The organism is Shewanella algicola (assembly GCF_014648035.1).
In the GTDB taxonomy this organism is placed as follows: Bacteria; Pseudomonadota; Gammaproteobacteria; order Enterobacterales; family Shewanellaceae; genus Shewanella; species Shewanella algicola.
In genome coordinates this window covers 1-14,939 of sequence record NZ_BMQI01000006.1, presented here as the reverse complement: position 1 = coordinate 14,939, position 14,939 = coordinate 1, and the positions used below count along the sequence as shown (strand labels likewise).

At 40.9% G+C, this 14,939-nt stretch carries 13 protein-coding genes; 1 reads left to right on the top strand and 12 read right to left on the bottom strand.

Annotation, left to right across the window (positions count from 1 at the left end; all coding sequences use genetic code 11):
• Positions 1–96: 96 nt before the first annotated feature.
• From IEY42_RS03935 to IEY42_RS03880, 12 genes are all read right to left on the bottom strand, one after another.
• Entirely contained in the window at positions 97–414 is a 318-nt protein-coding gene (locus IEY42_RS03935) for a chaperone modulator CbpM (protein WP_188924042.1), read from the bottom strand.
• Between the two features lie 2 nt (positions 415–416).
• Complete coding sequence (locus IEY42_RS03930) at positions 417–1,385, bottom strand: DnaJ C-terminal domain-containing protein (RefSeq protein WP_188924041.1); 969 nt, start codon at positions 1,383–1,385, stop codon at positions 417–419.
• 197 nt (positions 1,386–1,582) lie between these two features.
• On the bottom strand, positions 1,583–2,671 hold the full coding sequence (locus tag IEY42_RS03925; RefSeq protein WP_188924040.1) for an endonuclease/exonuclease/phosphatase family protein: 1,089 nt from the start codon (positions 2,669–2,671) through the stop codon (positions 1,583–1,585).
• A gap of 129 nt (positions 2,672–2,800) precedes the next feature.
• Positions 2,801–4,405, bottom strand: coding sequence for a BCCT family transporter (locus IEY42_RS03920; RefSeq protein ID WP_188924039.1), 1,605 nt, complete (start codon positions 4,403–4,405; stop codon positions 2,801–2,803).
• Positions 4,406–4,866: 461 nt separating this feature from the next.
• Entirely contained in the window at positions 4,867–6,273 is a 1,407-nt protein-coding gene (nhaC, locus tag IEY42_RS03915; RefSeq protein WP_188924038.1) for a Na+/H+ antiporter NhaC, read from the bottom strand.
• A 303-nt stretch (positions 6,274–6,576) separates the two neighbouring features.
• Positions 6,577–7,107, bottom strand: coding sequence for a TonB family protein (locus tag IEY42_RS03910; RefSeq protein ID WP_188924037.1), 531 nt, complete (start codon positions 7,105–7,107; stop codon positions 6,577–6,579).
• Positions 7,108–7,204: 97 nt separating this feature from the next.
• The gene (locus IEY42_RS03905) at positions 7,205–7,633 is read right to left on the bottom strand and encodes an ExbD/TolR family protein (RefSeq protein WP_188924036.1); all 429 of its coding nucleotides are present in this window, start codon (positions 7,631–7,633) and stop codon (positions 7,205–7,207) included.
• Positions 7,630–8,286 (bottom strand): MotA/TolQ/ExbB proton channel family protein, encoded by a 657-nt coding sequence (locus IEY42_RS03900; RefSeq protein WP_188924035.1) that lies wholly within the window; start codon positions 8,284–8,286, stop codon positions 7,630–7,632. The genes IEY42_RS03905 and IEY42_RS03900 overlap by 4 nt, the downstream gene beginning before the upstream one ends.
• 20 nt (positions 8,287–8,306) lie before the next feature.
• Positions 8,307–10,151 (bottom strand): CobW family GTP-binding protein, encoded by a 1,845-nt coding sequence (locus IEY42_RS03895; RefSeq protein ID WP_188924034.1) that lies wholly within the window; start codon positions 10,149–10,151, stop codon positions 8,307–8,309.
• 57 nt (positions 10,152–10,208) lie between these two features.
• Entirely contained in the window at positions 10,209–11,384 is a 1,176-nt protein-coding gene (locus tag IEY42_RS03890; RefSeq protein ID WP_188924033.1) for an MBL fold metallo-hydrolase, read from the bottom strand.
• A gap of 22 nt (positions 11,385–11,406) precedes the next feature.
• Positions 11,407–12,828: a hypothetical protein gene (locus tag IEY42_RS03885; RefSeq protein WP_188924032.1), complete on the bottom strand. Its 1,422-nt coding sequence runs from the start codon at positions 12,826–12,828 to the stop codon at positions 11,407–11,409.
• Positions 12,829–12,864: 36 nt separating this feature from the next.
• Positions 12,865–13,110: a hypothetical protein gene (locus tag IEY42_RS03880; RefSeq protein WP_188924031.1), complete on the bottom strand. Its 246-nt coding sequence runs from the start codon at positions 13,108–13,110 to the stop codon at positions 12,865–12,867.
• Between the two features lie 606 nt (positions 13,111–13,716).
• Between IEY42_RS03880 and IEY42_RS03875 the strand changes: the two genes are divergently transcribed.
• Entirely contained in the window at positions 13,717–14,913 is a 1,197-nt protein-coding gene (locus IEY42_RS03875) for a PAS domain-containing sensor histidine kinase (RefSeq protein WP_188924030.1), read from the top strand.
• Positions 14,914–14,939 lie beyond the last annotated feature (26 nt).

The following is a 14,939-nucleotide window of genomic DNA, read 5'->3' as shown; positions in this document are numbered from 1 at the left end:
ATTGCCTAATCGTTATAGAATCAAGGCTTAAACCTAGAGCCATCGACAATCTTCAAGATATTGAGTGTCATGAGCGACTGTCACGATAAGAATCGCCTAAGCTTTAAATCGACTTAATTGCTGTTTTAACCTATGTACTTCATGCTCGAGTTGGTCTCTTTCATCGAGTAATTGTAAAATTAAACCAATACCACTCCAGTCGAGCGCCAAATCACGTTGAATGCGCGTGGCTTTTTTAACTTGATGTAAATTCTCAACACTAAATTGCCATTGCTCTATTACCTCGCCCTGCTGCGGAATCGCAATGCTGTGCTCGACAAGCTCAAGTAATAATGCCGAGCTAATGTCGCTGCACTCACACAATTCGTCACTACTCAACCAACAATCTTGTTCGCTTATATTAATCTGCAGCATCGCTATTTACTCCAACTGGCACGAGGGTCGAATGTATTTTTTTCAGCTAATTCAGTCCACAAATGGTTACTTGTCACGTCTGATACTGTCGGCACCACGATTTTAAGCACGGCAAATAAGTCGCCCTGTTCTTTTTTACTCAATAACCCTTTACCTTTTATGCGTAATCGCTGCCCAGATTGACTATTCGCTGGAATACTCAATTGAATATGCCCGGTTAAGGTAGGCAGTTTAACCTTGGTACCTAATACCGCTTCCCAGGGCGCCACTGGCACCACAATAGTCAAGTTTCGACCATCAACATCAAATAAAGGATGCGGCGCATAACGAATTTTTAAATACAAATCGCCATTATCGGCTTTGGTTTGCCCAGGTCCGCCTTGGCCTTTTAGGCGAATACGTTCACCATTACTCACACCGGCAGGAATGTTCACTTTTAAGGATTTAGGATGTTCAACAACATGACCATGAGCATCGCGTTGTTGCAGGGTAAACGAGACTGGCTTAAGGGTATCGGTCAATGTTTCTTCTAGAAACATCGGAAAATCCATTTCGATATCCTGGCCTTTAGCGTGGTGAGATTGACGACCATGATGTTGTTGGTTAGGGTCAAAACCTGAATGCCGAGCCCCAAAAATTGAATTAAAGAAATCAGCAAATTCTTGATCGCTCTGAGGGTCGCTTTCCTGTTGTCCCCAATGTTGACCAGCACTGGCGCCAGCTTGACCTGCGTAGTTGTGTTGTGACCTATTGAGATGATGATGACGTACTTCATCATATTCAGCACGCTTTTTAGCATTGCTCAATATTGCATAAGCTTCACCAATTTCTTTAAATTTTGCCTCGGCATCATCATGCTTACTGACATCGGGGTGATATTTTACCGCCAGCTTTTTATAAGCAGCTTTTACCGCTTTAACATCCGCTTGCGGATCGATGCCCAACACCGTGTAATAGTCTTTAAAATTCATTTTATCCCCTAACAAAAACAGGTTTGCAATGGAGGGTTAATACTAATAAGTTTAGGCTCACAAAGAAGCTATACGCTTGATCTTGATCAACTCTATTACAGTATATTTTGTTTAATTAATAAGCATTAATGAATTAAAAATAACCGCTTACAAAAACAATTTCTGGAATATTGGCTCATCAATGTCGCTATCGATGCTTATTGTGTCTCACCAGGCTTTGGCACATCATGTTTGTTCACTTTTTGCTCCACTGCAATCTCTTTGGCCCACTCATGCTCAGACACACCCGCGTCAATACCTTGTTGTTGGATACTTTGCGACGGAGTAAACGACAGTCTAGTCAATAAAGGAAAATGATCCGAACCAATTGAAGGTAAACGTTGAATGTGTTGCAAGGTAAAATGCTGGCTGTGAAATAAGTGATCTAATGGCCAGCGCATAAATGAGTAACCAGCATGAAAAGTGTTAAATGCCCCACGGCCGACACGCGGATCAAGCAGTCCACTCATCTTACGAAAAAGTCGAGTCGTAGCAGACCAGGCGACATCATTAAGATCGCCGGTAACAATCACAGGTTGGTCACTGTCTGCAACACTTCGAGCCACTATGATTAATTCAGCATCTCGCTCTGCCGACTCCATATTTTCAGTTGGGCTTGGCGGTGCGGGATGGAGAAAATGCATCCGAACCTTGTCTGTGGTACGTAAGGTTAATGTGGCGTGTATTGATGGCACATCCTTCTCAACCAAATAACATATTTGTTGTTCGCATAAAGGCAATCGAGAATAAACGTGCATACCATAGAGGTTATCAAGAGGACATTTAATGCTGTAAGGCATGTCGGTTTCTAATACCTTAAGCTTGTCTTGCCACCATTGGTCTGATTCAAGTGTGACCAGCACATCGGGCTTGTGCTCGTTGACTAATTGGATCAATGCGTCAGCATTACGATTGGGCGTGAGTACATTAGCGGTGATAATACTGATTTGCTTATCGGCATCACATTCAGTGGACGTTTTAACCTCTTTGGGAAATAAAAAAGTATAAGGGAATATCCAGCTAAATTGCCAAATTAAACACAAGGTGATGGTCACCGCTAATAGCTGCGTACTTAGCAGGTGAATATCGAGAAAAACAACATCGGCAATCAATAGCATAGTGGCTAATATCGACAATTGTAATCGGGGAAAATCCATACTCCTGACAATCCAGTGCGGATGCCGCGAAAGAGGCACTAAAGTTGCCAATAACATTAACACAGTAAAAAATGTCAATATCGTAAACATAAATACCTAGTGTTGTATGGTTAATACCAATCCTTATTACCACATTATTGAAATAGAGAGCTACATACAAGCATAAAAAAAGGGCTTATCAATGATGTACTTGATAAGCCCCCTTTCACAGTTGAGTCGTTAAGTTGATTGCTTACGATTTAACTGCGGCTTTTTTACCTCAGTAAACATGCCGAGCACTAAACTAATACAAGCAAGTATTAAAATAATAGCAAACGGAAGTGCTGCGATAATAGTCACCGACTGAAGTGCTTTAATAGAGTCAGTGCCGCCAATCCACAACATCACCATCGCGATTACCGCAGAGATAACCGCCCACACTATCTTTTGCTTCATCGGTAACTCCAGCTTACCGCCAGCGGTCATGCTATCGACCACGATGGAGCCTGAATCTAAGGTTGTCACAAAGAACACGATAATCAATATAACCGCAATAATGGACAAAATATCACCCATTGGATATGCATCAAGCATATAGAACAAGGTCAAAGAAACGTCGGTAATACCTTGCTCTGTTCCTAGCTGGCCAACCTTATCAATGATTTGTTGAATCGCGATACCGCCAAAAAATGACATCCAAGCCGTCGTCACTAAAGTAGGGATAATCAACACACATGCCAAAAACTCACGTACGGTACGGCCACGCGAAATTCGCGCAACAAACATACCAAAGAAAGGCGCATACGCTATCCACCAGGCCCAGTAGAATACTGTCCAACCGTGTAACCAGGTAGTGTCTTCACGGCCTGAGTTCTGGCTCAGTGGTATGATGTTTTTGACGTAACCGACAACACCGGTTACCAATGAATCAAGCACAGTCGTGAAATTAAGAATGCTGATAAAACCAAGGAATACAAAGGCAATAATCATGTTGATGTTACTCAACAATTTAACCCCGCCATCCATGCCACGCACCACTGAGAGAATAGCAAGCCCCATAATGACCAGAATAATCGTCAGCTGCAGATAAATACTATTTTCAAAACCAAACACATGGCTTATTCCACTGGCCGCTTGAGAACCACCTAACCCCAGTGATGTTGCAAGACCAAACAAAATAACCAGTACAGCCATAATGTCGATGACATCACCGGTTTTGCCCCAGACTTTATCACCTAATATAGGATAGAAAACCGAACGCATTGAAAGCGGTAAGCCCTTGTTATACACAAAATATGCCAATGACAGCGCGGTCATGCCGTAGATAGCCCAAGCATGAAAACCCCAGTGGAACACAGAGGCACCAAGCGCTAATTCACGGGCTTCAGGTGTAAATGGTGCAACGTCGAGTGGGGTGCCAAACCAATCTGTATAGAACGCTGTTGGCTCTGCCACGCCCCAGAAAATAAGGCCAATGCCCATACCTGCGGCAAATAGCATGGATACCCAAGATATTGTCGAGTAATCCGTTGTGGCGTTATCACCGCCCAAGCGGATTTTACCTAATGGAGAAAAAGCAATCCCAATGGCAAAAATGAGCATAATGTTCGCAGTCCACATGAACACGAAGTCAAAGTGAGATAAAGCAGCGCCCTTCACTGAATCAATGGCAGCTTTGGCATCAGCGGGGGAAAAAACCAGCAGAGCCATAATAAATAAAATAGATAAACCGACGGAAACACTAAAAACGGTGTTGTGGACATCCATGCCCCACTTGAAAATATTGTCTTGACCAACCTGATAATCAGTTGATTCTATACTGTATTTTTTTGACTTAAATTTCATAATTAACAGGTTTACCTATTCGAATAACGAATAATAAGACCCACTCCATTTTTTTGATTGTTACTGATTATGGATAATAAAATACAACGGGGTATATATCATGATGTATGCAGCGGTTTTATTTACATTAAAGGGCAAACCCTTGTCGTGTAGATAGTTGGCTCAACAGATACGCGCGGAGTATACGATATTAGGTGCCCTGCTCATATAAAAAACAAATACATTGATCTAGTAACAGGGTCTGAGTCAATCTTTATGAAAAAGATCGCCTAATTTGCCACAACACTTGGTATTAGGTTTTATGCAATACCAATCCGCGTGAATAAGTGATGACTCAGCGAAAGTGTAAAAGGGCTTAAACAAGGCGCATGACTTAATGGTTTAGCGCAAAATGTGAGTCATTCAAAAAATAATGACAATCGCCAGTGATGTGACTATTACTCCCTTGAAGTGAACACTGCCTATGCGGGGTTGATTTTCGGTTTGAGTAAACCAATGCCAAAAGCCGCCATTGCCACTGCAATGATGGCATTGAAATAGTTAAAAAAGGCATAGGGCGCATAATCAAGTACGTCCACCCCGAGTGTAGCAGTATAAAAAGCGCCTGCCGTGGTCCACGGAATAAGCCCTGTAGTCATAGTCGCCCCTTCTTCCACTGAGCGCGAAAGCATGGCTGTGTCTAATTTTTGTTGTTCATATTTAGGCTTAAACAGTTGGCAACTGAGAATAATCGAAATATAGGCTTCACCCATGGCAATGTTACCTAAAAAGCCCGTCATAATCGTCGTAGCTATAAGGGTAGTGGTGCGTTGGACTCTTTTGATGATACCGGCTAATAGTGCGGTGAGAAATCCCCCCCCGTGCAGAATGCCGCCTAAGGCGATAGCCATTAACGCCAGCAATAAAGTCCAGCTCATGCTGCTAATGCCACCGCGACCAAGCAAAGCATCCACATTGGCGATACCCGTTGATGCGGGCATATTGTCCCATAGCGCATTAAGCACAGTGACCGCACTCTCTCCCTGATAAAAAATAGCGATGAGCACGGCAAGTATAATGCTGCATGACATTGTCACTTCGGCGGGTACTTTTTTAATGCTCAATAGCGCAAGCAAAATCAATGGCAATAATGTAATCAGTGGCGTAAGGCTGTAAACATTGGCAAGTGCCGTTTGAATTGAGGTGACTTCTGTTACATGTAGATTTTGCTCACCATAGTTAAATCCGATCACTAAAAATACGATAAATGTGAGTATAAAAGTTGGTGTTGTGGTGAACAACATGGCATAAATGTGTCGATAAATATTGGTGCCAGCACTCATGGCAGCGAGATTGGTCGTATCTGAAATCGGTGACATTTTATCACCAAAAGTGGCCCCGCAAACAATCATACCGGCAACTAAAGGTAGTGGGATATTCATGGCTGAGCCTATGCCAATAAAAACCACGCCTAACGTGCCGACGGTGCCCCAGGATGTTCCGGTTGCGACCGACATCAAGGCGCACAGTAATAAACCAACAGCCAAAAACAAACTCGGGCTCAACCAGCTAAGACCATAATAAATCAGTGTAGCGATGGTGCCACTGTGCATAAAACTGGCAATCACCATACCTATTAATATAAATATATAGATGGCAGGCATCGCTTTACTTAGCGAGTGAGTCATTAACTCACGTATGTGTATATAACCATAGCCAAGACTAAAAGCATTAAGTCCTATCCACAATAAACACAAAAACATCAGTATATGCAGGCTGATCCCAAGACCCAAAAGGCCTCCAGCAATAATGATAATTATCACGCTAAAACAGATAAGAGACTGCAAAAAGCTAGGGTTACGAGGTACATTAGGAGTGATTACAGACATTCGCACACAGTATGGTCACCATTGGGATAAAGCTGAGTATATCAGTACAAATGATGGGGTAAACGATTAACAAACCTGATATTTCAATTTAAATAGATCGTTTTTTATCACTCGCAGTGCAACTGGCGCCAAAATCATTGTAAAAAATTGATTTTTAAGGTTAACAATGCGCCAGCTTGACTTAAAATCGTGCATGAATTTCCTGAGTTTATATTACCATCAACGATAATATTGATAGACACTTTTATTGTTTATTATGGCTACATGTGCAAAACGAAATGACGATAAGGGGAGAACAAATGACTACAAACCATACTGGTACTTTATTATCACCATGGTTTCAATATTTTGAATACCCGTTGCTTGCGGACGTTTGACAAGCCCACTGGCTGACTTAATCGCTTCTAATGCACTTCTATCCAAACTGTCATCGCCAGAAGAGGATAACACCTTTAAGTGAGAAAACGTCCCATCTGCTGAAATGTGTAAACCAATACTCACGTTACCTACCAGTCCAAGACGTTCGACAATCTTCTGGGCTAACTTTTTAACTTCTATCACTTCTCTAACTTGATGTAAATACAGTTTAATTGCCCACTGAGTTCGGCTTACGCCCAAGGGCAAAGAGTTAACGATTTGATGGTGATCTTTCACATGAGTGCTATCAGCTTGTTGTGCAACTAACCTTAACAACTCTTTCGCAATTTGAATATCCGCTGCTGTCATCTCACCAATATTGACGGCCAATGTATTTGGAATGATTTCAATCGGAAAAACCATATTACTTTCTTCAAACACCAATTCATCAACATCTGGCATGCTCATTTGCTGCATAGAGCCCTCCATCTGCCATGGTGAGCTATAGAGTAATATGGCGTGAATAATACATGACATGATCAAACACAAAATCACCGGGTTCATATCAGTGGGTTTATTGGTCATTGATAACTTCGGTCTCCGCTGCTGTTTCAGTACTAATCACCAGGTTATATAACCCTATTTGACGTACTGTATCCATCACGAACACAAGCGTGTCTACTGTTGCATGTTTGTCCATATTCAGAACAATTAACCGTCTAGACTTCACTTTTTTTTGAGCCATTAACAACAGCTTTTTCAGCGCTGTTTTTTCAATATCAATACCGTTAAATTGTAATTGGTCCTCTGCAGTAATTGATACCATCCAATACTGTTGTGTAACTGTTTCGCTAGTTTTAACCGCCGGTAAATCCAAAACCAGGCCTTGTTGTACATGAGACCTTAACAAGAAAAAAATCAATAAAATAAAAATCACATCGACTAAAGGCATGACATTTATCCCAACTGGTGGGGTTGAGTTGTGCTGATTGAGTCTGATCATTTGCTATCTCGATTTTTGTCGATCGTCGCTGTATTTTTAGCGTTTTTTGCAGATCTAATGTTACTAAGCTGATCCGCTAAAATATTCGCCGTGGTTTGCAATTGGTGAATGATATTCTCGATATGACGATTAAAAAAATGATAAAACAGCACCACAGGTATCGCTATCGTCATCCCTGCGGCCGTTGTCAGCAAAGCTTGCCAGATCCCATCGGCTAACATTCCAGGGTTAGCCGCGCCTTGCATTTGAGCCAATTTTGAAAATACATCTATCATTCCAAATACTGTGCCGAGCAACCCCATAAGCGGTGTAACAGAACCAATAGTGGACAAAATGCTAAGACGCTCTTTTAGTCTAAACAGTATCGAATTACCTTCTAATTCAGCCGCCTTATTTTGTGAACCTTCGTCCTGTTGATTAAGCATTGCAAGATAGATAGATTTTTGTGCCGATGATTGTTGTTTCAACATTTCCTTTGCCGATTTAATATCTCCTTTTTTGACCAAATCTTGAAGCTTGTCAAACTGCTCTTGGGGAAATTGAGCATAACGAATAAAGATCACATAAAACCGCTCAAGTACTACCCCAAGAGCAACTACTGAACATAAGAGTATGGGATACATCATCCATCCTCCACGTGTTAGCCACTCCATGTTTGTGCCTCCCCATTCAGTTAAACGACCGCAAGTTGTGTCAATTGTAATTGGACTTGAGTCAAATCATGGCCAATTGCAACAAGAAATTGTTCTTCCAACATTGAGCTATCAAAGTCATTTATTTGATAGTCTCCAGCCACATACTGAACTAAAACAGGGCGTTCTGACTCGAGTGTCACGATGCCTTTTAGTCGAAAAACATTACTTGGCAAAGTGTCGAGCACATCAATGAGATCGCCGCGACGCACAGCACGGTCAAATGGGATCTTGATACTCGTCAATTGGTCATGATGATGTTTTCTAGGCATATTGGGTTCCTCCGAGTGTTGATTATCTACACGAGTTTTGTCACTCGTTTCAGAACCGTCAGAAAAGATCACTCGTGGGTTCACATAGCCTTGAGTTGTGGGGTAAATCTTCGCATGGGGGTTGCGCTTGGTGAGATCAGTCATAATGCCTTGTAAAATAGCCTCACTCACTTTATCAATTTTATTTACAATGATGATATCTGCGGCATGGATTTGATCGGCAATCACATCATACTGTTCAATAGCTCGATATTGACCAGCATCGACCACGATAGTGACTGAGTCAAAACGCACAATTTCAGATAATGGTACTAAGTCTTCCCGTAAATACAGTGGATTGGTTGCACCACTTGTTTCAAGCACAATGACATCAGGCTGAAAACGAGAAATGATTTGACCCAGTGCAGTACGCAACTCACCCGCTAGCGAACAACATACGGTACCCTCATTCAATTCAGTTATAGAATAAGACTGATCCATCAGTTTACCGTCAAGACTCACTTGGCCCATTTCATTTTGCAACACTGCCACAAAGCGGCCTCTTTGCACTTCATGTTCAAGATAATGTTGTAAAAAGCTGGTTTTCCCCGAGCCGAGAAAGCCACTAATAACGTAGAGTGGCGGTCTTTCTTCTATCCCCATCATACGTTTATCGTAGGCCTTTAAATCATTAATTTTATGTGCATTCCACCAAAACACATCGCGCATTATTGAGGGGTAAGGCTGGCCTTCTTGCCACTGTAGTGATGATTTTATCGGTGTGTCTAAGTTAAAGTTGTGACTAAAATCAGTCATGCTTATCTCGCCATAACCTAAACTTAATGTAAGATCATCGACAAAATGAGTGGGTTGCCGCTTTAAGCCATCAACACCAAAACAATAAGAATGACCCATATGACGTTCACGTATTAATTGACTTGGCGACTGTTGCAAGCTAAAGGTTGCTGTTGCCGCTATTACTTTAAATAGACCATAAACAATCACAAACGATGGCAGATTTTGATCAAGTTCATCGGGAGCGAGTAAATATTCGGTCGTGGCTGAAGTAGGATTAACAATTCCATCTTTGGAAGTTATTTTATGCCTTGATGGCGCCTGAACAGATAGAACGATCGCCGATTCTGCATCATTGATAGCAAGCAATATGTTTCCTACGTCAAACAATGCTGCCATTTCAGGGTAATCAAGAAACTCACGACAATGTTCCCGATAATTGTCTTGCTGGGTGTAATAAACGGCTGCCATCGAGAAACGTTCGACTAACGATTCATCTGGGTCAGGGAAATAACAAACGCGAAAGGTTGCTTGAGACCAATGATTGTTTATTTCGGTATTGGCCAAACAAAGCCCAAATACTCCTTGAAAACCTTTGATCTTAAGCGTCCAACAATGGTGATATCTCGTTGAAGGCACCATACCTCGCCAGCCAATCGTAAAACGAACAATAGGCACAAACTGAATAAGGCTTAAAAAATGCTGCAACAACTCACCGATATCATTAGCCGGATGCTCCACCATCACACCCGGTTTAATGTGACTCAAGTTTATCTTCATGATTGACTAGCTCCCGTAAACAAAGCGGTTAACAGGGTGATTTCAAATATTTAAAACCTAAACGGGCGCTCTAAACTCAATCGTATCGCCATTACCTAAATAGGCTTTATCTTTTGAACGGAATCTCGCTGTCCCTTCAACAACCGGATAACCTGTTTCGATAAACTTCTTCGCCGTGACAATACCGGTACAGTGATTACAACCAATTTTCTCAAAACCATATTTACCAAGAGAAATGACTAAATCATCATATTTGGGGTCCCAATCCTCAAAAGGTGAAATATGCAAACCACCGTACAAACCATATAAAGTATCTTTCTCATATTTAAGTTCTCTATAAGCGGCTTCAGCAAATTTGATAATCCCTTGATGACAACAGCCTGTAATGCTGACCAAGCCTAAATCTTTCACATTCACAAATATGTCTTGCTCACCAAAAACGCGACAAATAATCGGTACGTCAAATTTAAAGCTCGCTACACCAGGCATAATTTTATTTAATCCATTACCAATCTCGGTCAATTGACCTTTATGCCCGCTATCCTTAATATATTGTTTTCCTTCAGGATAAAAAGTATCTGGGATCATAATAGGTATATTAGGATTGTATTTCATCGTTACAGGCAAGCCCCAAAAATGGTCAAAGTGCTCATGCGTCACAAACAGCATTTCAATCTCATTATTAGCCAACATTTTGTCGATACCTTCACGCTTGTAGGACTCTTCCATCCATTTGTAACTCCAGCCCGTATCAAACAAAATTTTATGTATTTCACCCTCCATATCTTCAATTTCTACAAGGCAAGAAAATCCACCAGGATTGTCGGTATGCACACAATTTTGCTCTATTAATGCCCAAGCCTCATCGAGACGATCAGGTAATAAATGTTTAATTTTATTAATACCTGCTTCATATGAACCTTTAGCAAGACCTTGGCCATCACCAAACGGTGGCCAGTTCAAACTATATTGATTCACCAATAAGCCACCCGCTTTTTTGATATCAGAGATTAGCAGACCATTATCAAACCAACTCGTTTCTGAAATATTAGTGACTTTTACACTTTTACAAACACCAATATCTGCCTGCTTTCGTGCGATTTTAGGAAACAGTTGATTTCGCCAGGGTGAATATGAATAGAATCCTGCAGCGGCAAACACCCCAACACCAACACCCGTTACAGTACCTCGGACAAAATCGCGTCTAGAAATTCCTTTGTCTTTAATTGTCATGATGATTACCTCAAATTTTGGTTTATTCACTGTAAATAGTTAGCCAATCACCTAACGCAGGTAAGGCATAAATTAAGAGGAAGTACAAACCAACACCGACAATGACACCAATCACAAGACTAACGCCAAAAGTAGGGCTCCACTTCACTTCAGATCGGGCTTTGTCTGTCGCAACCGCTGTTTTACTCACAGACTCTTGTTTCATTGACCAACCAGGCCAACCATCCATAAACCAGAAGTTAATCAGCATCATACAAATAAACCAGATAGTGGGGATCATCGGGAATTGCTGAGGATGTGAAAAACCTTTTTGAACACCTAAAAATAAATGCGCGGTTTTATAATACAACCAATAAAGGGCAACGGCGGCCACGATAGAAATGATGGTCCGAATAAAAGCATTAACAGGAGTACTAAAACGATTAACTGCATTATTGTGAAAAATATTTATCCATAAGGCAGGCAGCATCCAAAAAATAGCCATTTCACCCACGTGCAGCCAACGCCAATCAGGAGCAAAATCACGCCTAGTACCACGGATAGCTTCCCCCCAAATAAGTTCTTGACCAAAATAAAGTAATGCAGCAAGTGCCAAAGAAATTAAAATGATCCCGAAAAATGCACTTAAACGACGTAGCGTATCATTGCGGATTAAACAAAATGGATACCGCTCCCAAATGGTTTCATATATCCAAACCACAACGGTACAACACATGATCCAACCGATTGAAAAGTTACCTGAAACCGTATCAGCAAAATTTTCCCACCAAGGTGGAGCAATTGACGTGAAATACTGCCAAGGATAATAAAGAATCCCCATATGTGGATGCATCGTAACGAAAAAAATCAGCGTGCTTAAAAAGAACGTTATGATCCAAATAGAAAAACCTCTGGCTGGTTGAGTCATATTTTGCCAAGGTGCTTCCTCAGCGGCCACAACCCATGCAGGGCTCAACCACGACGCTATCGCAGCGAACATCACAATCGCTTGTGATGAATATTCCCAAGCATAAAAGTCCGTTATACCAATTTTTTGTAATTCTTCAGGACTAAAATAAGCCATAGACAAATGACCAAGAAAACCATTGAATAATCCTTTGATTAACACCATAAGAATTAACCAGGTAAATGCTGTAAGAATAATACCTTTTACCACCGGATGTGTTTTAACTAGCCACGCTCTTTTGAATGGCCAAAAAGCAAAAATATAAGCCACCCAAATCAGTGTCACTAATAGCCAACGGCTATACATATAGCCTACATAGGGTGTATACATACGCATCAACCCACGAGGATCCATGAAGATCCACCACGATGCATAAAACAATATCGAAATTAATAATAAGTTGACTAACGCGGGTATCGGCCCACGCCAACGAGGCACTAACACTCTTTTGTCTAGGTAGCCAGTACCAAAATCCGCTTTAATTTCATTGGTATCCATAGTTTGCTCCTTGCAAAAATGTTACCCCTAATGATTCTAATTTTGTTGCTGTACAAATATTGAATGCAACAATGCACGCTCATCTGCAGGATCTGTATTGGGTGATGCAAAATATGCTTTCAATTTTTCATCCAGCAATGGTCGCGCTTCAGCAAGAAACGGATAACAGCTCTCAAATGAAGTGAAATAAAGGTCAGCTTGATATGATGTGATTTCGTCCGGGTCTGATGTGACAGCTTCAGACGAAACACGGTTTAAAAATTGACGTCGAGAATGATTCATTGTCGCCTCCGTACTCCACATCGGCGCTATAGCCTAGTCGATATGGTATCTGGTCACTAAACTGTCGCTTGAAATGTCATTCCAACAAAGACAAACACCAGTCATTTAGTTGTTTAAAACTAAAGGCTTCAAGTGCTTTAACATTAGGTTTAGGTCAAGGCCGTCCATCTCAGAAAAGCTGTTTGAGCCATAATTAATACAACCTATAGTTAGATTATCAACAATTGAAAAAGTGTAATATTGGGAGATACCACAGTAGAATGTGGCCAATACGTATAAAATGTTTGCACCCTACCCTTTCACCGCTGATTATCATCATGAGGCTAGCGGTATTGTCAAAAAGAGCATTGGTTAACACGTTACACAGAAGGCTCAATTGTTGTTATATCACTCATATTGAGGCATATATCGGTTTTTAATAGATGAATAGACAGATAGTACATCAGCTTCATGATTAAACTGCCACATCATCACCCTAATAAAATTTAATCTCACTTTTTCATTTTTCTGTGACAACCATCACTAGACATAATGGGTAAACAAGCAGAATCTGATTGATAAAGCAGCAACTTCATCCTGATTAGCTGATATCAAAGGATCTTATTTATGCAGATCTCTCAGATATATGACCCCAAACAAACAAGCAATGTACAACCCACTCAAAACTCAAATCATGTTCCATATCGACGAGATAGCAATCACCTGAGCGATAATATACCTCTATGGGCACCTTGTTCTGCGTTTACTAGAGCAATGCTAGATACTATTGAAGATGGAATTTTAATCTGTAGGCAAGGCGGGCATATTGAATGGTGTAACCATATGATTTCAGAGTTATTAGGTTATGATCGGCTTAACCTAATGAATAAAAATGTTAGCACGCTAGTCACAACCTCCAAACTCAATATGCAAAACATCACTCAATCATTGGTTCATTGCAATCATTCCGTAGAGCAAGTTTTAGAACTTAATGTAAAGCATCAAACAGGTACTTATATCCCAGTCAAATTCACGATGCGAAAAATTGTCGAAAATGACAATTTTGTCCTTATATTAAAGGATTTAAGGCAACAAAAAAAAGCAGAAGAAGCATTACGCACAGAGCATGAAAAATTAAAAATCACCATCGAGCATGCTCCGATGGGCATTGTTACCTACCCCCCCAATCAATGCATACTCAGCGCAAATAAAGCATTCAGCCAAATTACGGGTTATCAAACAAATGAGTTATTTGAACTCACAATAGATCAAATTATTCATCCCGATGATATAAAAGAAAGAACAAACTTAATAGAAAATGCGCTCCAGCAAGAATTACCAAGAGCGACCCACCGTTATCGGTATATCCATAAGAATGGGGATATTTTATATGTACAAGTCGTTTTTGGATTTACTCATGATGCCAATGGGCAAGTCGACTTAATCATTGCCGAAGTGCAAGATCTCACGCCACAACTTAAGGCAGAAGCTCAAGCCAATTTAAATTTGATGCAACTAGCCCACGCTTCTCGCTTAAGTACTCTAGGTGAAATGGTGGCCGGAATAGCCCATGAACTCAATCAACCACTCACAGCAATATCTCTTTTTTCTCAAGCTGGTAAACGATTATTTGATAATAACGATCTCGAAAAAATTGCAGATATTTTTGACAAACTGACTCTGCATTCTCAAAGAGCGGGTGGCATTATCCAACGAATGCAATCAATGGCGACACTTGAGCAAAATGACAGAAAAGCCACTTGCCCTAATGCTCTTTTAACTGACATTTGTACTGGTCAAGCCAAACTGGACACTTTTAATTGAGAATTTTCAAACTCTACAGGTGACAG